Below are 19,792 nucleotides of genomic sequence, written 5' to 3'. Positions count from 1 at the left end.
TGGGTCTCCGGGAGGTCGGAGGTCAGGTGCTCGTGCCTCCGCCGGCGGTCGCGGGTCCGTGATGCAGGGGGCCTGACTGGTCGGCACGCGATGGCGGCGGACGGTCGCGTCCGGGTGGTTCGCCGGTCACGCCTCCGGGGGCGCCCACAGCTCCGTGATGCCGATGTGCAGGTCGGCCAACAGGCGGCGCAGGAGTGGCAGGCTGAGGCCGATCACGTTGCCGTGGTCGCCGTCGATGCCCTCGATGAAGGGGGCCGAACGGCCGTCCAGGGTGAACGCCCCCGCGACGTAGAGGGGTTCGCCCGAGGCGACGTACGCGGCGATCTCGTCGTCGGTCGGCTCGCCGAAGCGGACGACGGTGGAGGCGACAGCCGAGACGTACCGGCCGCTCGCCGTGTCGTAGACGCAGTGGCCGGTCTGCAGGGTCCCCGCCCGCCCGCGCATCGCCTTCCAGCGGGCCGTCGCCTCCTCGGCGTCGGCCGGCTTGCCCAGGGCCTCGCCGTCCAGGTCGAGCACGGAGTCGCAGCCGATCACCAGCGCACCCTTGACCTCGGGCTTCGCGGCCACGACGGAGGCCTTCGCCTCGGCGAGGGCGAGCGCCAGTTCGGCGGGGGTGGGGGCGGTGACGGCGTCCTCGTCGACCCCGCTCACGAGCACCTCGGGAGTGAGGCCGGCCTGTCGCAGCAGGCCCAGCCGGGCGGGGGACTGGGAGGCGAGCACGAGTCGGCGGCGCGGCTGATCGGTCATGCGGTCAGCGTAGTCCGATCAGCGCAGCCCGATCACGATCATCGCGAGCACCATGGCCAGTGCCAGGAAGATGCTCAGTCGCCGAAGCATGTCCTGCATGTCGCGCAGTTCCTTCGGCGGTTCGTTGTCAGGGTCGGACCACAGCATGGTTTCCAGCCTGCGGCGATTTCGCGGAGGGCGCCTGAGTACGCGTACTCAACTTCTCCAAACGGTACTGTAGTTCCATTAGCAGTCCGTGAGAGGGGTACGTGTCGTGTTCACCACCGCTTGGTCCGCCTCGCCTCAGCTCCCCGCAGAGGGCTTCACCCCCAACTGGTCCCGCGAGGGCTTCTGGCGGCAGTCCGTGCGCCAGGTCGTCCGGCTGTCGGCGGGAGGGGAGCGGGTGCGGATCCGGCTGTCCCACGCCTACGGCACCTCGCCGGTCCGTCTCGCGGGTGCGACAGTCGGCCGTACGACCGCGGGGGCGGGCGTGGAGCCGGGATCGCTGCGCAGGCTCACGCTCCCGCCCGAGATCCCCGCCCGGGGTTCACTGGTGAGCGAGCCGGTCGCACTCACCGTGGCGGCCGGGGAGTCGGTGACGGTCACCCTGTACTTCGACGCGGCGACCGGGCCCGCGACCTTCCACGCGCAGGCCTTCACCGCCGGCTACCGGGGACCGGGGGAGCTGCTGAGCGAGACGGACGGGCAGGGCTTCGACGCGGTGAGCGAGTCCTGGTACTTCCTGGCCGCCGTCGAGACGGACGCGGGGCGCACGGACGGGATCGCGCTGTTCGGGGACTCCGTCACGGACGGGTTCGGGTCCACGGTGGGGGCGGACCGGCGGTGGTCGGACGCGCTGGCCCGGCTCAGCGGACGGCCCGTGCTCAACGCCGGGATCGGGGGAAACCTGCTGCTCAACGACTCCGCGTGGTACGGGGAGAAGGGGGTGGGCCGGTTCCGGCGGGATGTGCTGGGGCTGGCAGGCGTGGACACCGTAGTCGTGCTGCTGGGGCTCAACGACATCGGGTTCAGCGAGACCGACGAGCAGCCGACGTACAAGCCCGCGCCGGTGGTGGAGGCGGCCGAACTCATCGCCGGACACCGGGAGTTGATACGGCAGGCGCGGGGGCTGCGGGTGATCGGGTGCACCTTGCTGCCGTTCGGCGGCTCGGACCACTGGGGTGAGCACGCGGCGAAGGTCTCGCACGAGGTGAACGAGTGGGTGCGCTGCTCCGGCGAGTACGACACGGTGGTGGACCTCGCGCGGGAGCTGGCCGATCCGGAGGACCCGGACCGGCTGCATCCGTCGTACGACTTCGGCGATCACCTGCACCCGAACGATCTCGGGTACGAGGTGATGGCCGAAGCGCTGTCAGCCGTCCTCCAGGACGGCCAGGACGGCTAGGCCGGCCAGTACGTGCGGGACCAGGCCGTCGGCCCTGGCTGGGGCAGGCGGCGGCCCGCGATGCGTGACGGGTCGGACCACGCGGCCCTGGTCTCCTCCGCGCCGGACGGCGTGTCCGTCGCCGCCGCGGCGCGGGCCCGGACCACCGCCAGGGCGGCGGCAAGCTCCTCCGGAGTGGGGTTTCCCCGTACGACCTTGATGTTCATGACGGCTCCCGGCAGGGCTAGAGGGGGATGTTGCCGTGCTTCTTCGGAGGCAGGGACTCGCGCTTGGTGCGCAGCTGGCGCAGGCCCCTGACCACGTGGCGGCGGGTGTCCGACGGCATGATCACGGAGTCGATGTAACCGCGCTCGGCCGCGATGTAGGGGTTGAGGAGGGCGTCCTCGTACTCCTGGATCAGCCGCGCCCGGGTCGCCTCCAGCTCTCCGGCGGCCTCCGCCTCCGCGATCGTGCGGCGGTGCAGGATGTTGACCGCGCCCTGAGCGCCCATGACGGCGATCTGGGCGGTGGGCCAGGCGAGGTTGAGGTCCGCGCCGAGGTGCTTGGAGCCCATGACGTCGTAGGCGCCGCCGAAGGCCTTGCGGGTGATCACCGTGATGAGGGGGACGGTCGCCTCCGCGTAGGCGTAGATCAGCTTGGCGCCGCGGCGGATGATGCCGTCGTGCTCCTGGTCGACGCCCGGCAGGAAGCCGGGGACGTCCACGAAGGTGATCACCGGGATGTTGAAGGCGTCGCAGGTGCGGACGAAGCGGGCCGCCTTCTCGGACGCGGTGATGTCGAGGCAGCCGGCGAACTGCATCGGCTGGTTGGCGACGATCCCCACCGGATGGCCCTCGACCCGGCCGTAGCCGGTGAGGATGTTCGGCGCGTACAGCGGCTGCGTCTCGAAGAACTCGGCGTCGTCCAGGATGTGCTCGATCACCGTGTGCATGTCGTACGGCTGGTTCGCGCTGTCCGGGACGAGCGTGTCCAGCTCGCGGTCCTCGTCGGTGACCGAGAGGTCCGCCTCCTCCGGGTAGACCGGCGGCTCGGACAGGTTGTTGGAGGGCAGGTACGACAGCAGCTGCTTGACGTACTCGACGGCGTCCTTCTCGTCCCCGGCCATGTGGTGGGCCACGCCGGACACCGCGTTGTGGGTGCGGGCACCGCCCAGCTCCTCGAAGCCGACGTCCTCGCCGGTGACCGTCTTGATGACGTCGGGGCCGGTGATGAACATGTGCGAGGTCTGGTCGACCATGACCGTGAAGTCGGTGATCGCCGGGGAGTACACGGCCCCGCCCGCGCAGGGGCCGACGACCAGGCTGATCTGCGGGATGACACCGCTCGCGTGGGTGTTGCGGCGGAAGATCTCGCCGTACGCGCCCAGGGAGGCCACGCCCTCCTGGATGCGGGCGCCGCCGGAGTCGTTGATGCCGATGACCGGACAGCCGGTCTTCAGCGCGAAGTCCATCACCTTGACGATCTTCTGGCCGTAGACCTCGCCGAGCGCGCCGCCGAACACGGTGAAGTCCTGGGAGAACACGGCGACCGGGCGGCCGTCGACCGTGCCGTACCCGGTGACGACTCCGTCGCCGTACGGACGGTTCTTCTCCAGCCCGAAGTTGGTGGAGCGGTGCCGGGCGAACTCGTCCAACTCGACGAAGGAGCCTTCGTCGAGCAGCAGGTCGATGCGCTCACGGGCCGTCAACTTGCCCTTGGCGTGCTGTTTCTCGACGGCACGTTCGGAGCCGGCGTGCGTCGCCTCCTGGACGCGGCGCTGGAGATCCGCGAGCTTTCCCGCGGTGGTGTGGATGTCGATCTCTTCCGGCTCGGACATCGGTCTCGCGGCTCCCTGCCTGCTCAAAAGGGGGGACGGTTACTCATCCGTAGAGTAGTGGTGCCCCTACGAAACAGCAGTGCGGCGTTTCACACACCTAGGGTGGCTTGCATGACGCCGCGAGATGTTTCAGGAGACGACAGCCGCTGGTCGGACCTCGACCGGCCGCCCCTCAACGCCGCCGCGCTGCGCCGCGGGCTGGTGCGGGAGGGCGGCCTGTGGTCCGGGATCGAGGTGGTGGCCGGCACCGGCTCCACCAACTCCGACCTGGTCGCCCGCGCCACCGCGGGCAAGGCGACCGAGGGCGCGGTCCTCGTCGCCGAGGAGCAGACGGCGGGGCGGGGCCGACTGGACCGCCAGTGGTCCGCTCCGGCCCGCTCCGGCCTCTTCTTCTCGGTCCTGCTGAACCCGGCTGACGTCCCGGTCGCCCGCTGGGGCTGGCTGCCGCTGCTGACGGGGGTGGCCGTGGCGACGGGCCTGTCACGGGCGGCGGGCGTCGACACCGCCCTGAAGTGGCCCAACGACCTCCTGGTGACCGTGGGCGGCGAGGAACGCAAGGCGGGCGGAATCCTCGCGGAGCGGGCCGGCGAGGACGGTGTCGTCGTGGGCGTCGGCATCAACGTCACCCTCCGGGAGGACGAGCTGCCCGTCCCCACCGCGGGATCGCTGGCGCTGGCCGGGGCGGTGAGCACCGACCGGGACCCCCTGCTGCGGGCCGTCCTGCGCTCCCTGGAGGAGTGGTACGAGCGCTGGCGCGCGGCGGCGGGGGATCCGACGGTGAGCGGACTCCAGGAGACGTATGCGGCAGGGTGCGCGACGCTGGGGAGAACGGTACGGGCGGAGTTGCCGGGTGATCGTGCGTTGGTGGGAGAGGCGGTAGCGGTGGACGGTGACGGCCGCCTGGTGATCGCGACGGAGGAGGGCGTACAGAAACCGGTGGGGGCGGGGGACATCGTCCACTTGCGACCCGCGTGAGCTGTGGGTGCGTCAGTCACCCCTCCTCGGGAGTGAGCTACCGCACACCTGCCGTACAGTTGAGGCCGGTCGATACCTGACCGTGACAGATCGGAAGGGCAGCAGGCGTGACCGCAGACGACACGGGCTCCGGCGCGGACGCGACCCCGCACCCGCTCGCCGTGCGTCTCGAACAGCTCATCCTCGGCGCCGAGCGGCGCTACACCCCCTTCCAGGCGGCCCGCACGGCCGGCGTCTCCATGGAGCTGGCCACCCGCTTCTGGCGGGCGATGGGCTTCGCCGACGTCGGCCAGGCCAAGGCGTTCACCGAGGCGGACGTCCTCGCGCTGCGCCGGCTCGCGGGTCTCGTCGAGGCGGGGCTGCTGAGCGAGGCCATGGCCGTACAGGTGGCGCGGTCCACCGGGCAGACCACCGCCCGGCTCGCCGAGTGGCAGATCGACTCCTTCCTGGAGGGCCTGACCGATCCCCCGGAACCGGGCATGACCCGTACCGAGGTGACGTACCCGATCATCGAGCTGCTCCTGCCCGAGCTGGAGGAGTTCCTCGTCTACGTCTGGCGCCGCCAGCTCTCCGCCTCGGCGGGGCGGGTCGTGCAGGCCGCCGACGACGAGGAGATGGTCGACCGGCGGCTGTGCGTCGGCTTCGCCGACCTCGTCGGGTTCACGCGGCTGACCCGCCGTATGGAGGAGGAGGAGCTCGGCGAACTCGTCGAGGCCTTCGAGACCACCGCCGCGGATCTTGTGGCGGCGCGGGGCGGGCGGCTCATCAAGACCCTCGGCGACGAGGTGCTGTACGCGGCCGACGACGCGGCGGTGGCCGCCGAGATCGCGCTGCGCCTGATCGAGACCATGGCCAACGACGAGACCATGCCCGAGCTGCGCGTCGGCATCGCCTTCGGCACGGTGACCACCCGTATGGGTGATGTCTTCGGTACGACGGTGAACCTCGCCTCCCGGCTGACCTCGATAGCTCCGCGCGACGCCGTGCTCGTCGACAGTGCCTTCGCCGAGGAGCTGATCCGACACGGTGAGGCGCCCGCCTCCGAGGCGGAGGCGGCCGAGGCCGCGGCCGCGGCCGAGAAGGAGGGCGAGGAGCCGCCGACCTACCGTTTCGCGCTCCAGCCGATGTGGCAGCGGCCGGTGCGTGGCCTCGGCGTCGTCGAGCCCTGGCTGCTGACCCGCAGGGACGTGGCCCCCTCCTAGCCGCCCTGCCGCCTAGCCGCCCTGCCGCACGCACAGCCCGATGATCGGCACGCACAGGCCCGGCGCGGGCTGTGCCGAGTGCGCGGGTTGGGGCGTCGGTGTCGAGGCCGGCGGGGCTGGGGTCCGGGCCGGTGGCGGGGCGGGGGTCGTCGCCGGGGCGTGGGGCGCGGTGGTCGCCGTGGGGGCCGGTGCCTCGGCCTGGTCGTTCGGCGCGTCCGGGATTGTCGTGGGAGCCGCCGCGAGGGGCAGGGGTACGGCGGTCGCGGACCCTGCCGGGGCCGGGGCCGGGGCCGTGGCCGGAGAGGTGCCTGGTGTGGGGGTGGCGGAGATCCCGCCCATCGCCGCGGTCGACGACGGGCTCGCCTGGGGGACGGAACCCACGGTCGCGGCGGCGTTCGTCGCGCGGTCCGTGCCGGTGCCGGTGCCGAAGCCGGTGTCGATGTCCGTGTCCGTGCCCGGGGCGGCCTGGGGGTCCGGCTCCGCCGCGCCGAAGGCGCCCACTCCGGCGTCCGGGGTCAGCCGTACGAGGCTCAGGGCGCCGGCGGCCAGGGCGAGGCCGCCCGCGGCGAGCAGGACCTTGCGGGGGCGCGGCTTGCGGTGGCGGCCGCGCGGTCCGAACAGGCGGATACCGCCGTCCTCCGTCAGCCCTGTCGTCGTCATCGTCGCCGTCATGCTTCCTCCCCTGGGTGCCTGCGCCCCCTGTGCGCCATGGCGGGGCGCACGTTATGCGCTGCCGTGAGCGGTGGGTGGGGAGTTGGGTGGGATGTCACTCGAACGAGGTGTCGGGTGCGTCGGGCGGGAACCTTTCGCGGTGGGGGCGGGGCTGCGATGATCGGAGCGTTCTTGTTAACCCGCGTTAACCGGGAGGGTGTCATGGGCGAGGAGCGGTTCGGGGAGTTCGTGCTGGTGAGGCGGCACGAGGAGGGGGTAGTCGCCGAGCTGGTCCTCGACCGGCCCAAGGCGATGAACGCGGTCTCCACGGAGATGGCGCGATCCGTCGCCGCCGCCTGTTACGCGCTGGGGGGTGAGGGGACGGTACGGGTTGTCGTGCTGACCTCCACGCATGAGCGGGCCTTCTGTGTGGGCGCTGATCTGAAGGAGCGGAACTCCTTCAGCGACGCGGATCTGGTGCGGCAGCGGCCGGTGACCCGGGGGGCGTACACGGGGGTGCTGGAGCTGCCCGTGCCGACGATCGCCGCGGTGCACGGGTTCGCGCTGGGCGGGGGGTTCGAGCTGGCGCTGGCGTGCGACCTGATCGTGGCCGACCGTACGGCGGTGGTGGGGTTGCCGGAGGTGTCGGTGGGGGTGATCCCCGGGGGCGGGGGGACGCAGTTGCTGCCGCGGCGGGTGGGGGCGGCCCGGGCCGCGGAGCTGATCTTCACGGCGCGGCGGGTGGAGGCGGCGGAGGCGCATCGGCTGGGGCTGGTGGATCAGCTGGTGGAGGCTGGGGAGGACCGGGCGGAGGCGCTTTCGCTGGCGGCTCGTATCGCCGCGAACTCGCCGGTGGGGCTGCGGGCGGCGAAGCGTGCGCTGCGGCTCGGGCAGGGGCTGGATCTGCGGGCCGGCCTTGAGGTGGAGGACGCGGCGTGGCGGGCGGTGGCGTTCTCGGGGGATCGGGCGGAGGGGGTGGCGGCGTTCAATGAGCGACGGGTGGCGCGGTGGCCTGGGCAGTGACGGTTGCCTCCGGCGGGTGGGCGGTGTCTTGTGCGGGTTGGGTGGGGGCGGGCGTTTGTGCGCAGTTCCCCGCGCCCCTGATGCCTGCGGCGCAGCTGCGGGTTCGGTGGGGGCTTGTGTAGCGCGTTCCGTCCGGTGGTGGGTCGGGGCCGGGGTGGGGGGTGTCCGTCCTGGTCCGGCGGTTGCTGCTGCTTGAGCTGTGCTCGGTGCCGGACGCCGGCCGCTGCGGGCGGACACCCCCCACCCCGTCCCCTTCCCGCCGTACGCGACTACCGGCCCGCCTGGGCGCGCGTCGCGGCGGGGAGGGTGGCGAACGGCCCGTCCTGGCGCAGGTGACTGCACCCACCTAGGGGCGCGGGGAACTGCGCGACCAGCCCCCACCGACCCGCACCCGCCCCACAGCCGAACCCGGCACCCCCATAGGCGCCCCGCTCAAGCCCAGCGCAGCGGAACCGCGGGGAACTGCGCGACCAGCCCCCACCGGCCCGCACCCGCCCCACAACCGAACCCGGCACCCCCATAGGCGCCCCGCTCAAGCCCAGCGCGGCTGCCCGTGTTCTCGAACGGCTCAACCGCACCCCGGTACCCGCCCAAATCCTCCCTAACCTGGACTGATGGGTGAGGACATCCGGCTGGCCGCGGTCGTCGCGTTGGCTCAGGGCATGGCCGCGGCGCACGGCTCGCGGGAGGCGTGGCGGGCCGCCGCCGCTGGGGCGTGCCGTGCGCTCGGGGGGAGTTTCGCCGCGTTGTCGGTGTGGGAGCGGGAGCTCGGGCGGCTCAGGGTGCTGGTGAACGTGGGGGAGCGGGCCGCCGGTGAGGAGGAGTTTCCCGACGGGGAGGCCTACCCCGTGCACCAGTTCCCGGAGATCACCGAGTTTCTGCACGAGCGGTGGGCCGGGGGCGGCGAGCCCAACGCGTGGGTCGAGACGGCGGAGGGGCCGGCAGCCGGGGGGCGGCCCGGGTATGTGCATCAGCGGGTCGCCGCGCTCCGTAGGAGGGGGCGGGGGAGCTGTGTCGTCGCCCCGATCGTGCTGAACGGGCGGGCGTGGGGTGAGCTGTATGTCGCCCGGCCCACCGGTGCCCCCGTCTTCGGACGGGAGGACGCCGACTTCGCCACCGTACTGGCCGCCGTCGTCGCCGCCGGAATCGCCCAGGCGGAGCGGCTGGAGGAGGCGAGACGGCTGGCGTTCACGGACGCGCTGACCGGGCTCGCCAATCGCCGTGCCGTCGACGCGCGGCTCGACGAGGCCGTCGACCGGCACAAGCGGGACGGGGTCGTCGTCAGTCTCGTGGTGTGTGACCTGAACGGGTTGAAGCGGGTCAATGACACCCGTGGGCATGCCGTGGGCGATCGGCTGCTGGAGCGTTTCGGGTCGGTCCTGTCGTTGTGCGGGGCCATGCTGCCGGGGGCCCTGGCCGCCCGGCTCGGTGGGGACGAGTTCTGTCTGCTCGCCGTCGGGCCGTCCGCCGACGACGTCGTCAGGGCCGCCGACGAACTCTGCCGGCGGGCCGGTGAGCTGGAGCTGGGGGAGGGGGTGGCGTGCGGGGTGGCCTCCACCGCGGACCCCATCGGGCCCGTCCGGTCCGCCCGGCGGCTCTTCCGGCTCGCCGATGCCGCGCAGTACCGGGCCAAGGCCGAGCGTGCCGAAAGGCCCGTGGTCGCGGGGCGGGGCGGGCCCGACGATCCCGTCGTACGGCTGGCCGATGCGGCTCCGTCGGGGCAGACGCCCGAGCGGCGGACGTTCCGGGGGCGGCAGCCCTGAGGCCGGTCGGCCTGGTAAGGGGCGTACCCCCTACCCAGTAGTGACATCCTGGAATTCAGTGCGTACGCTCCTGAATATGGATATGCACACTGTGGTGGTGGGGACGTCCGGGGTCACCGCGTCCGACGTCCTTGCCGTGGCGCGGGACGGTGCCCGTATCGAGCTGTCCGGAGAGGCCGTCGCCGCTCTCGCCGCGGCCCGCGGGATCGTGGACGCCCTCGCGGCCAGGCCCGAGCCCGTCTACGGCGTCAGCACCGGCTTCGGCGCCCTCGCGACCCGGCACATCAGCCCGGAGCTCCGGGCCCAGCTGCAGCGCAACATCGTCCGCTCGCACGCCGCGGGAATGGGGCCGCGGGTCGAGCGGGAGGTCGTACGGGCGCTGATGTTCCTGCGGCTGAAGACCGTCTGCTCGGGGCGGACGGGGGTGCGGCCCGAGGTCGCGCAGACCATGGCCGATGTGCTCAACGCCGGGATCACGCCGGTCGTGCACGAGTACGGGTCGCTCGGCTGCTCAGGTGATCTCGCGCCGCTCTCGCACTGTGCCCTCACCCTCATGGGGGAGGGGGACGCCGAAGGGCCGGACGGGGTCGTGCGGCCGGCCGGTGAGCTGCTCGCCGAGCACGGGATCACGCCCGTCGCACTGCGGGAGAAGGAAGGGCTCGCCCTTCTCAACGGCACCGACGGCATGCTCGGCATGCTGGTCATGGCGCTCGCCGACCTGGACATGCTCTACAAGTCCGCCGACATCACCGCCGCCCTGTCGCTGGAGGCCCTGCTCGGTACCGACAAGGTGCTCGCTCCCGAGCTGCACGCCATCCGGCCGCATCCGGGGCAGGGCGCCTCGGCCGCCAACATGCTGGCCGTGCTGGAGGGTTCGGAGCTCACCGGGCACCACCAGGACGACGCGCCGCGCGTCCAGGACGCCTACTCCGTGCGCTGCGCCCCGCAGGTCGCCGGCGCCGGGCGGGACACCCTGGCCCACGCACGGCTCGTCGCGGAGCGGGAGTTGGCGTCCGCGGTCGACAACCCCGTGGTGCTGCCGGACGGTCGGGTGGAGTCCAACGGCAACTTCCATGGCGCGCCGGTGGCTTACGTGCTGGACTTCCTCGCCATCGCCGTCGCCGACCTCGCCTCGATCGCCGAGCGGCGGACCGACCGGCTGCTCGACAAGAACCGGTCCCACGGGCTGCCGCCGTTCCTCGCCGACGACGCCGGCGTGGACTCCGGGCTGATGATCGCCCAGTACACGCAGGCCGCGCTGGTCAGTGAGTTGAAGCGGCTGGCCGTGCCCGCGTCCGCGGACTCGATCCCGTCCTCCGCGATGCAGGAGGACCACGTCTCGATGGGCTGGTCGGCCGCGCGCAAGCTGCGCACCGCCGTCGACAACCTGACCCGGGTCCTCGCCGTCGAGCTCTACGCCGCCTCGCGCGCCGTCGAGTTGCGCGAGGGTCTGAGCCCCGCACCGGCGACCCAGGCCGCCATCACCGCCGTACGCAAGGCGGGTGTCGAGGGTCCTGGTCCCGACCGGTTCCTGGCGCCGGATCTCGCGGCGGCGGATGTCTTCGTGCGGGAGGGCCGGCTGGTGTCGGCGGTGGAGGCCGTCACCGGGCCGCTGCTGTAAGGGGGCCGCGGCCCTGTTCGCCGTACGAGCGAACAGGGCCCGTGCCGGTTACCTGAGCTTGGCCTCCGTCCCGCGCGGCGCGAGGCCCGCCATGGCGTGCGCCGGCGGGGCACAGGCGGCCTTGTCCGTCTTCACTTCGCACTTGGACCTCGGCAGGGCGTCGCACCCGGCGGCATCGCCCTTGGCGAGCAGCAGCTTCGTCAACTCGGCCGCGCTGAGCACCTTCGCGGCCGTTAAAACCCCAGGCGTTCCCGTCGTACCGAATAGACGACGAAGCCCGCACCCAGCGTGAGGAAGAGGGTGCCGCCGACGACGTACGGCGTGGTGTCGAAGCTGCCGGTGTCGGCGAGCCGGGTGTCGTCCGTGGACGTCTCCGCGCTGGTGGTCGTGACCCGCGCCTGCGTGGTGGCCTGCACGGACGGCTCTGTTCTCGCCGGGCTGTCCTGAGTCGCGTTGGCAGACGGGACGAACCACAGGGCACCCAGCAGGGTCCCCGCGGCGGTGGCGGTCAGCAACGGACGGCGAACGGATGACACGGAATATCGATCCCCTTGTGGTGCTGGCGAATTGGCCGTGTGGGCCGATGTTAGTGAAAGGCGCGGGTCACGGGAAAGTCACGGGAGCGATGGGCTTTACGCTCCGGGCATGAGCACTGAAGAGACATCACGTTTTGTACGACTTCGGGTGGAACTCGTCGTCGAGGTCGACGACCAGGACGCCGTCACCCGGGCCGCGCTGGCGCGGATCGCGGAGGATCCGGACATGCCGAAGGACGAGCGGGCGCATGCCGAGAGCGCTGTGACGGAAGACACTGCGGAGGCTCTGGCGTATCTCGTGGACCCGTTCGACCTGGTGGGGGACGTGCCGGGGCTCGAACTGGCCCAGGCATCCTGGAGCAGTGAGCACGTCGACTACGACCCGGATTCGCCGGACTGGGACCTCGACGAGGATGATGTAGAAGAAGACGAGGAAGAAGAGGTCGTCGGCTGAGCGCGCTCGGGAGAATCGTGACCCCGGGCGGCAACCGCCGCCCGGGGTTTCGTCGTCTCAGGGGTCGCACGGACCGACAGACGCACCTTCCGCCACGGCGGACGTGGTGTGCCCCACACCTTCCGAGAAGGTGGAACGGGACGAACCGGTCGTAGCGTTTAGTTCTTGACGGGGACTCTCGGGGATTCTGGGATTCGGCAACGATGGAGAAGCGTGTGATGACGGTCAGTAAGCGGCGCAGGGGCCTGACGGTCGCGTCCGCTCTGCTCGGCGGGGTGCTGGTGCTCTCGGCCTGTTCCGGTGGCGACGACTCGTCGTCGGGCGGCAGTGGCGGCGACACCTCGCAGGCCAAGGCCGACGAGGCGGCGGCCAAGAAGAGCTCCCAGGCTGAGATCAAGATCACGCCCAAGGACGGCACGGACAACGCCTCCATCAACAACTCCGCCGCCGTCACCGTGAGCAAGGGCACGCTCACCGACGTGACGATGACGACCACCGACGGCACGAAGGTGGCCGGCGCGCTGTCCGCCGACAAGACCAGCTGGAAGCCCAGCACCCAGCTGGAGCGCTCCACGACCTACAAGGTCGCCGCGGAGGCCAAGGACTCCGACGGGCTCGTCGCCCACGAGAACGCCTCGTTCACGACGGTCTCCCCGGCCAACAGCTTCATAGGCAACTTCACGCCCGAGGACGGCTCGACCGTCGGCGTGGGCATGCCGGTGTCGATCAACTTCAACAAGGAGATCACCAACAAGGCGGCCGTGCAGAAGGGCATCACGGTCTCCTCCAGCAGCGGCCAGGAGGTCGTCTGCCACTGGTTCTCCACCGTCCGCATGGACTGCCGTCCCGACCAGTACTGGAAGGAGAACTCCACCGTCACGCTGAAGCTCGCGCTCGACGGTGTCGAGGGTGCCTCCGGTGTCTACGGCGTCCAGCAGAAGACGGTCACGTTCAAGATCGGCCGCAACCAGGTCTCGTACGTCGACGCCAAGACCAAGCAGATGAAGATCACGCACAACGGCGCGGTCATCAAGACCATCCCGATCTCCGCCGGTTCCCCGGAGAACAAGACGTACGAAGGCATCATGGTGATGTCCGAGAAGTTCAAGGAGACGCGCATGAACGGCGCGACCGTGGGCTTCACCGACGATGACGGCAAGGGCGAGTACGACATCAAGGACGTGCCGCACGCCATCCGGCTCACCAACTCCGGCACCTTCGTGCACGGCAACTACTGGGGCGCGAAGTCCGTCTTCGGCAACGTCAACACCAGCCACGGCTGCGTGGGCCTGTCCGACACCAAGGGCGCCAACGACACCGGCACGGCGGGCTACTGGTTCTACACCCACTCGATCGTCGGTGACGTGGTCGTCGTGAAGAACACCGGCGACAAGACGGTGGCCCCGGACAACGGCCTCAACGGCTGGAACCTGAGCTGGGCGGACTGGAAGGCGGGGTCGGCGGTCTGACGTCCACTTCGACCTGAGCAAGGAGAGGCGGTTGCCCTGAGGGGCGGCCGCCTCTCGGCTTGAACGGTCCCGCCTTGACAGGTGTGTGAGGGTTCGTCCCTGGCTACCGGACAGGCTTCTCATGCAGCTCTTATTCGGACCTTATGGAGTCATCACGCGCCGTACCTAGCTTGCGGCCATGTTCTTCACCTACCTGAGGCGCGAACTGCGCCGCCGCAGAAAGGCGGCCCTCGTCGTCGCCTCCGGGCTCGCGCTCGGGATCGCGCTGGTCATCGTGGTCAGTTCCGTGTCGTCCGGCATGGGGAAGGCCCAGGACAAGGTCCTGCAGTCGCTGTACGGACTGGGCACCGACATGACGGTCACCAAGGCCGCCCAGCCGCAGGCCAGTTCGTCGGACCGGCCGCGCTTCCGGTTCGACGCGCAGGACAACGGGTCCGACGCGGAGCAGAGCAGCGACCGCGTGATGGTGCAGGGTTTCCAGACCCTGTCCGCGGCCACGGTCACCAAGGTCGACGGGCAGACCGGCGTCTCGGACGCGGTCGGCGGACTGAGCCTCCAGGTCATCAAGATCAACGGCCAGTTCACGCGCGGCCAGTTCCAGCAGAACGGCAACGGGGGCGGTGAAGGCGGCTTCGGCAGGAACGGCGGCGGTACCGGCCAGCCCCAGGGTGAAGTGCAGGGCGGCGGCGCCGACTTCGACGTCGACAACTACTCCGTCTTCGGCACCGACGTCACCAAGGCGGCCCTCGGTCCGCTGACCTCCTCCAAGATCACCAGCGGCCGTACGTTCACGGCGACCGAGACCGACGCCAAGGTCGCCGTCGTCGACTCCGCGTACGCCAAGGAGAAGAAGCTCAAGGTCGGCTCCACCGTCACCATCAAGAGCGTCAAGTTCAAGGTGATCGGCATCGCCACCGCGGACAGCGGGGACGCGGCGGCCAACGTCTACGTCCCGCTCACCCAGGCGCAGACGCTCAGCGACTCGAAGAACAAGGTCACCACGATCTACGTCAAGGCGACCGACTCCCAGAAGATCGACTCCGTCAAGTCGACGATCCAGAAGAACGTCTCGGGTACGACGGTGACGACCTCGGCGGATCTCGCGGACACGGTGTCGGGATCGCTGTCGACGGCGTCGTCCCTCGCGACGAATGTCGGCAAGTGGCTGTCGATCGCGGTGCTGGTCGCCGCATTCCTGGTGGCCGGTCTGCTGACTTCTTCCGCTGTCTCGCGCCGGGTACGGGAGTTCGGCACGCTCAAGGCGCTGGGGTGGAAGTCGGGGCGGGTGACCCGGCAGGTCGTCGGCGAGGCGATGGTCAACGGGCTGCTCGGCGGGACGCTGGGAATCGGGCTCGGTCTCGCGGGGGCGTACGTCGTGACCGCCATCAGTCCCACGCTGCAGGCCCAGTTGGGCCGTGGCGGCGGTGGCGGCGCGGGTGGTCCCGGCGGTGGGGGCTTCGGGGGCCCCGGCCGACAGGCGGCCGCCAGGACCCTGGACGTGGCCCTGACGGCCCCGGTCAGTCTGACGACGGTGTCGATCGCGGTGGGTCTGGCGGTGGCGGGCGGTCTCATCGCGGGAGCGTTCGGCGGCTGGCGCGCGTCGCGACTGCGGCCGGCGGACGCGTTGCGCCGAGTCGAGTAGCGGGCGTCCGCTGCGGTACCGGCCGCGCCCACGGATGTGCCTCGTCCTGCGGTCTCGCGGCCGCGGGAGCGTTCGTGGCCGGTCGCGCAGTTCCCCGCGCCCCTGGGTGGGCTCCGTCACGCAGGCTCCCACCGTGCCCCCGTAGAGGCGCGGGGAACTGCGCGACCAGCCCCCACCGACCGCCACAGCCGAGCACAACCCGCACCACCCCGAACCCCCACCACCCCAGGAGCTCACCATGTACGAACTCAGAAGCGTCACCAAGCGCTACACCCGGGGCAAGGACACCGTCGACGCGCTCGCCGGTGTGGACCTCACCATCGCCGACGGGGACCGTCTCGTCATCCAGGGCCCCACCGGCGGCGGCAAGTCCACCCTCCTGCAGATGCTCGGCGGACTGGACAAGCCCACGGAGGGCGAAGTCGTGCTGGACGGCACCGACTTGGCCAAGCTGTCGGAGGCCAGGCTGACCCGGGTCCGCAGTGAGAACATCGGCTTCGTCTTCCAGTCCTTCAACCTCATCCCCACCCTCACCGCCCAGGAGAACGTGGAGACCGCCCTCGTACCCCTCGGCGTGAAGACGAAGGAGCGGCGGGAGCGGGCGGCCGAGGCCCTCGCCTCCGTCGGGCTCGGGGAGCGGTTGAGGCATCTGCCCTCCGAGTTGTCCGGCGGCCAGCAGCAGCGCGTCGCCATCGCCCGGGCCCTCGTCAAGGAGCCGAAGGTGCTCCTCGCCGACGAACCCACCGGCAACCTGGACGAGTCGATGCGCGACGAGATCATGGACGTACTCGAACGCATGTGGAAGGAGCTGGGGTTGACCTTCATCATGGTCACCCACGACTCCGCCATCGCGAAGAAGGCCCCCCGCCTCGCCACGATCCGCAAGGGCAGGATCACGGTGAAGGAGAACGCCGCCTCCTGAACCAGTGAATGCGAGCAGCCTCAACTCCCCCTGAATCCGGCAGTCTTGTAACAGACTTTGCTGTCGGGGAGTTGTCTATTGAGGTCGTGATCACCCCTCGGCATACTGCGAGAGCCGGGGGGCGCACGTATACGCGTGCGACTCTCCCCCCGCCCGGGTGAACGGGGAATTCACCCGGTCCTTCTGCAAGGGGGAAACTTGCGCAGACAAGTGAAAAAGGCATGCGCGGCCACGATCGCCACGGCGGCCGCGGTAGCGCTCGCGGCGGGCATGACCAGCCCGGCGTCGGCGGATGCGCAACAGACCGCGAGTGTCTCGCAGTCGAACAAGGCGCAGCTCACGCCCAAGCACCGCATCACCCTGATCACCGGTGACCGTGTCGTCGTGGACGCCAAGGGCCGCGTCGTGGGCCTTGAGCCCGCGAAGGGCCGTGAGCACATACCGGTGCAGCTCCGCAAGGCCGACGGCCACACCTATGTGCTGCCGTCCGACGTCGTCCGCCTGGTGTCGAGCGGCAAGCTCGACCAGCGGCTGTTCGACGTCACCGAGCTCAACAAGGCCGCCACCCGCAAGTCCCAGAGCAAGGGACTGAAGGTGATCGTCGGCTACAAGGGCGCGGCGACCGCGGCCAAGGACGACGTCCGGGACGCGGGCACGCTCCGCCACTCCCTGACCTCCCTGAACGCCGACGCGGTGCAGACGCCGAAGGAGGACGCGCCCGAGCTGTGGGACGCGGTCACCAACGGCGACAAGACCGCCTCCGGCATCGCGCACGTCTGGCTCGACGGCGTCCGCAAGGCCAGCCTCGACAAGTCCGTGCCGCAGATCGGCGCGCCGACCGCCTGGGCCAAGGGCTACGACGGCAAGGGCGTCAAGATCGCCGTCCTGGACACCGGCATCGACGCGACCCACCCGGACCTCAAGGACCAGGTGATCGCGGCGAAGAACTTCTCCACCTCCGCCGACGCGACCGACAAGTTCGGCCACGGCACCCACGTCGCCTCCATCGCGGCCGGTACCGGCGCGAAGTCGAACGGCAAGTACAAGGGTGTGGCGCCGGGCGCCAAGCTGCTCAACGGCAAGGTGCTCAGCGACGACGGCTACGGCGACGACTCGCAGATCCTCGCGGGCATGGAGTGGGCGGCCGAGCAGGGCGCCAACGTCGTCAACCTCAGCCTGGGCGGCGGCGACACCCCGGAGATCGACCCGTTGGAGGCGGAGGTCAACAAGCTCTCCGCCGAGAAGGGCATCCTCTTCGCCATCGCCGCGGGCAACTCGGGTCCGGAATCCGTCGGTTCGCCGGGCAGCGCGGACGCCGCGCTCACCGTCGGCGCCGTCGACGACAAGGACAAGCTGGCCGACTTCTCCAGCACCGGCCCACGCACCGGCGACGGTGCGATCAAGCCGGACGTCACCGCGCCCGGCGTCGACATCACCGCAGCCGCGGCCAAGGGCAGCCTCATCGACCAGGAGGTCGGCGAGAAGCCGCCCGGCTACCTGACCATCTCGGGTACGTCGATGGCGACCCCGCATGTCGCGGGCGCGGCGGCGATCCTCAAGCAGGAGCACCCGAACTGGGGCTACGCCGAGCTGAAGGGCGCCCTGACGGGCTCCGCCAAGGGCGGCAAGTACACCCCGTTCCAGCAGGGTTCGGGCCGTATCCAGGTCGACAAGGCCATCACGCAGTCCGTGATCGCCGACCCGGTCTCGGTGAGCTTCGGCACCCAGCAGTGGCCGCACACCGACGACAAGCCGGACACCAAGCAGGTGACGTACCGCAACCTCGGTACGAAGGACGTCACGCTGAAGCTGTCGTCGACGGCCACCAACCCGAAGGGCCAGGCCGCTCCGGCCGGCTTCTTCAAGCTGGGTGCCACCACGGTGACGGTCCCGGCGAACGGCGGCACGGCATCCGTCCCCCTCACCGTCAACTCCAAGCTGGGCGGCACGCTCGACGGCGCCTACTCGGCGTACGTGACGGCGACGGGCGGCGGCCAGACGGTGCGTACGGCGGCGGCGGTGCAGCGGGAGGTCGAGTCCTACGACGTCACGCTGAACGTACTCGACCGCGACGGCAAGCCGGCCAAGAACTACAGCGCGGACCTGTACGGCATCTCGGGCCTCGCCAACGGCAAGTGGTACTCGCCGTACGACGAGGACGGCTCGGTCACCGTCCGCGTGCCCAAGGGCGGTTACGTCCTCAACTCCGCGTACTTCGTGGACCCGGAGGACTTCAGCAAGGGCGCCGACTGGCTGGTCCAGCCGAAGCTGAACGTCACGAAGAACACGACGGTCACGCTGGACGCGCGCAAGGCCAAGCCGGTCGACATCACCGTGCCGGACACGGCCGCCAAGTCTGAGTTCGCCTCCCCCGGCTTCCAGATCGACACGCCCGACGGCGGTTACGGCTTCGGCTGGTTCCTGGACTCGTACGCGGGCTTCCGTACCGCCCACTTCGGTCCGCAGGTGACCGACGGCTCGCTCAGCGAGCAGTTCGACGGCCACTGGAGCAAGGGCGCCACCGAGCAGTACGACACCGTCGCCGGCGGCAAGGTCAAGCAGTTCGCCACCGGGTACACCAAGCACTACAAGGCGAGCGAGCTGGCCAAGGTGAAGGTCGGCATGGGCGCGGCGGCGAGCGACAAGAAGGGCTCGATCAACGCCGTCGGCTGGCTGCCCGGCTCCTTCTCCGCTTCCTCGATGGGTATCCAGCAGACCCTGCCGGGCACCCGCACCCTGCACCTGTCCACCCCCAGCGGTGTGAAGTGGGAGATGGACTTCGAGCAGTCCGGCGGTGTCGACGAGGAGGGCTTCCCGCTCTCCGAGGCGTACTACACCCTGGGTGCCGCGCAGTCCTTCCAGGGCGGCAAGTCCTACGCGAAGACCTTCAACACCGCGGTCTTCGGCCCGCATCTCAACGCCGATTTCGGTCTGTACCGCGACGGCAACGAGATCTTCGGCTCCCTCCCGCTGTTCGCGGACGGCCAGGGCCACGCCGGCTCCTCGGTGTTCACCTCGGTCAACACCACGCTGTACAAGAACGGCGTCAAGGTCGGCTCGAACGACGACCCGCTGTTCGGCGAGAAGACCTTCAAGGTCCCGGCCGGCCAGGCCAACTACAAGCTGACGACCTCGGTCAAGCGCAGTGTCAAGGTCGCGGCGGCCTCCACCCGGATCGACGCCAGCTGGACGTTCGCGTCCAAGAAGTCGGCCGATCTCACCAAGCTGCCCGCCTCCACGGTCCGCTTCAACGCGACCACGGGTCTGGACAGCCGCGTCGAGGCCGGTAAGACGGTCAAGATCCCGGTGACCGTCGAGGGCTCCGCGAAGGGCTCCAACCTGAAGTCCCTCGCGGTGTACGTGTCGTACGACTACGGCCAGACCTGGAAGAAGGTCACGGTCTCGGGCGGCAAGATCACTGTGAAGAACCCGGCGAAGGGGAAGGCCATCTCCTTCCACGCCAAGATCGCCGACAAGAAGGGCAACAAGTCGACGATCTCGATCTACAACGCGTACTACGGGAAGTGACCTGTAGGAAGCGGTAGTCGGAAGGCCCGCCGGAAGCACACCGCTTCCGGCGGGCCTTT

18 protein-coding genes are annotated in these 19,792 nt (G+C 70.5%); 11 read left to right on the top strand and 7 right to left on the bottom strand.

Annotation, left to right across the window (positions count from 1 at the left end):
* Nucleotides 1-126 precede the first annotated feature (126 nt).
* The gene (locus tag D1369_RS14835) at nucleotides 127-747 is read right to left on the bottom strand and encodes a nucleoside triphosphate pyrophosphatase (protein ID WP_007384322.1); all 621 of its coding nucleotides are present in this window, start codon (nucleotides 745-747) and stop codon (nucleotides 127-129) included.
* Between the two features lie 18 nt (nucleotides 748-765).
* A complete protein-coding gene (locus D1369_RS44535) occupies nucleotides 766-894 on the bottom strand; it encodes a hypothetical protein (RefSeq protein WP_007384323.1) in 129 nt (42 codons plus the stop codon).
* Between the two features lie 106 nt (nucleotides 895-1,000).
* Between D1369_RS44535 and D1369_RS14825 the strand changes: the two genes are divergently transcribed.
* Nucleotides 1,001-2,131, top strand: a complete 1,131-nt coding sequence (locus tag D1369_RS14825) for an SGNH/GDSL hydrolase family protein (protein ID WP_007384324.1) — start codon at nucleotides 1,001-1,003, stop codon at nucleotides 2,129-2,131.
* Here D1369_RS14825 and D1369_RS14820 read toward each other — a convergent pair.
* Both D1369_RS14820 and D1369_RS14815 read right to left on the bottom strand, forming a co-directional pair.
* Nucleotides 2,128-2,337 (bottom strand): acyl-CoA carboxylase epsilon subunit, encoded by a 210-nt coding sequence (locus tag D1369_RS14820; protein ID WP_007384325.1) that lies wholly within the window; start codon nucleotides 2,335-2,337, stop codon nucleotides 2,128-2,130. The genes D1369_RS14825 and D1369_RS14820 overlap by 4 nt on opposite strands.
* A 17-nt stretch (nucleotides 2,338-2,354) precedes the next feature.
* Nucleotides 2,355-3,947, bottom strand: a complete 1,593-nt coding sequence (locus tag D1369_RS14815) for an acyl-CoA carboxylase subunit beta (protein WP_007384326.1) — start codon at nucleotides 3,945-3,947, stop codon at nucleotides 2,355-2,357.
* A 111-nt stretch (nucleotides 3,948-4,058) separates the two neighbouring features.
* Here D1369_RS14815 and D1369_RS14810 point away from each other — a divergent pair, with 111 nt between their 5' ends.
* Both D1369_RS14810 and D1369_RS14805 read left to right on the top strand, forming a co-directional pair.
* Complete coding sequence (locus tag D1369_RS14810) at nucleotides 4,059-4,922, top strand: biotin--[acetyl-CoA-carboxylase] ligase (RefSeq protein ID WP_037901260.1); 864 nt, start codon at nucleotides 4,059-4,061, stop codon at nucleotides 4,920-4,922.
* A 107-nt stretch (nucleotides 4,923-5,029) separates the two neighbouring features.
* A complete protein-coding gene (locus tag D1369_RS14805; protein WP_118082480.1) occupies nucleotides 5,030-6,124 on the top strand; it encodes an adenylate/guanylate cyclase domain-containing protein in 1,095 nt (364 codons plus the stop codon).
* A 12-nt stretch (nucleotides 6,125-6,136) separates the two neighbouring features.
* Here the strand turns inward: D1369_RS14805 and D1369_RS14800 are convergent, their stop codons facing one another.
* On the bottom strand, nucleotides 6,137-6,796 hold the full coding sequence (locus tag D1369_RS14800) for a hypothetical protein (protein WP_205574472.1): 660 nt from the start codon (nucleotides 6,794-6,796) through the stop codon (nucleotides 6,137-6,139).
* A 201-nt stretch (nucleotides 6,797-6,997) separates the two neighbouring features.
* Between D1369_RS14800 and D1369_RS14795 the strand changes: the two genes are divergently transcribed.
* The 3 genes from D1369_RS14795 to hutH all read left to right on the top strand — a co-directional run bounded on the left by D1369_RS14795 (nucleotide 6,998) and on the right by hutH (nucleotide 11,182).
* Nucleotides 6,998-7,798, top strand: a complete 801-nt coding sequence (locus D1369_RS14795) for an enoyl-CoA hydratase-related protein (RefSeq protein WP_118083134.1) — start codon at nucleotides 6,998-7,000, stop codon at nucleotides 7,796-7,798.
* A 614-nt stretch (nucleotides 7,799-8,412) separates the two neighbouring features.
* Entirely contained in the window at nucleotides 8,413-9,561 is a 1,149-nt protein-coding gene (locus tag D1369_RS14790) for a GGDEF domain-containing protein (protein WP_037901262.1), read from the top strand.
* An 82-nt stretch (nucleotides 9,562-9,643) separates the two neighbouring features.
* A complete protein-coding gene (hutH, locus tag D1369_RS14785; protein ID WP_007384332.1) occupies nucleotides 9,644-11,182 on the top strand; it encodes a histidine ammonia-lyase in 1,539 nt (512 codons plus the stop codon).
* Nucleotides 11,183-11,230: 48 nt separating this feature from the next.
* Here hutH and D1369_RS42915 read toward each other — a convergent pair whose 3' ends face one another.
* Nucleotides 11,231-11,404, bottom strand: coding sequence for a hypothetical protein (locus D1369_RS42915; RefSeq protein WP_007384333.1), 174 nt, complete (start codon nucleotides 11,402-11,404; stop codon nucleotides 11,231-11,233).
* Nucleotides 11,405-11,415: 11 nt separating this feature from the next.
* A complete protein-coding gene (locus tag D1369_RS14780; protein ID WP_007384334.1) occupies nucleotides 11,416-11,697 on the bottom strand; it encodes an LPXTG cell wall anchor domain-containing protein in 282 nt (93 codons plus the stop codon).
* A gap of 130 nt (nucleotides 11,698-11,827) precedes the next feature.
* Between D1369_RS14780 and D1369_RS14775 the strand changes: the two genes are divergently transcribed.
* The 5 genes from D1369_RS14775 (at nucleotide 11,828) to D1369_RS14755 (ending at nucleotide 19,733) form a co-directional block, all read left to right on the top strand.
* Complete coding sequence (locus tag D1369_RS14775) at nucleotides 11,828-12,172, top strand: hypothetical protein (RefSeq protein WP_037901263.1); 345 nt, start codon at nucleotides 11,828-11,830, stop codon at nucleotides 12,170-12,172.
* Between the two features lie 203 nt (nucleotides 12,173-12,375).
* Nucleotides 12,376-13,641, top strand: a complete 1,266-nt coding sequence (locus D1369_RS14770) for an Ig-like domain-containing protein (protein WP_202477075.1) — start codon at nucleotides 12,376-12,378, stop codon at nucleotides 13,639-13,641.
* 178 nt (nucleotides 13,642-13,819) lie between these two features.
* Nucleotides 13,820-15,283 (top strand): ABC transporter permease, encoded by a 1,464-nt coding sequence (locus D1369_RS14765; RefSeq protein WP_007384337.1) that lies wholly within the window; start codon nucleotides 13,820-13,822, stop codon nucleotides 15,281-15,283.
* A gap of 238 nt (nucleotides 15,284-15,521) precedes the next feature.
* Nucleotides 15,522-16,205 carry an ABC transporter ATP-binding protein gene (locus tag D1369_RS14760; RefSeq protein ID WP_007384338.1) on the top strand — a complete coding sequence of 228 codons (684 nt, stop codon included), beginning with the start codon at nucleotides 15,522-15,524 and terminating at the stop codon, nucleotides 16,203-16,205.
* Between the two features lie 210 nt (nucleotides 16,206-16,415).
* The gene (locus tag D1369_RS14755; RefSeq protein ID WP_007384339.1) at nucleotides 16,416-19,733 is read left to right on the top strand and encodes a S8 family peptidase; all 3,318 of its coding nucleotides are present in this window, start codon (nucleotides 16,416-16,418) and stop codon (nucleotides 19,731-19,733) included.
* The last annotated feature ends 59 nt before the right edge of the window (nucleotides 19,734-19,792 follow it).

It is taken from the genome of Streptomyces sp. CC0208 (assembly GCF_003443735.1).
Classification (GTDB): Bacteria; Actinomycetota; Actinomycetes; order Streptomycetales; family Streptomycetaceae; genus Streptomyces; species Streptomyces sviceus.
The sequence above is the reverse complement of the archived record's forward strand: the minus strand, read 5'-3'. Positions and strand labels throughout refer to the sequence as shown.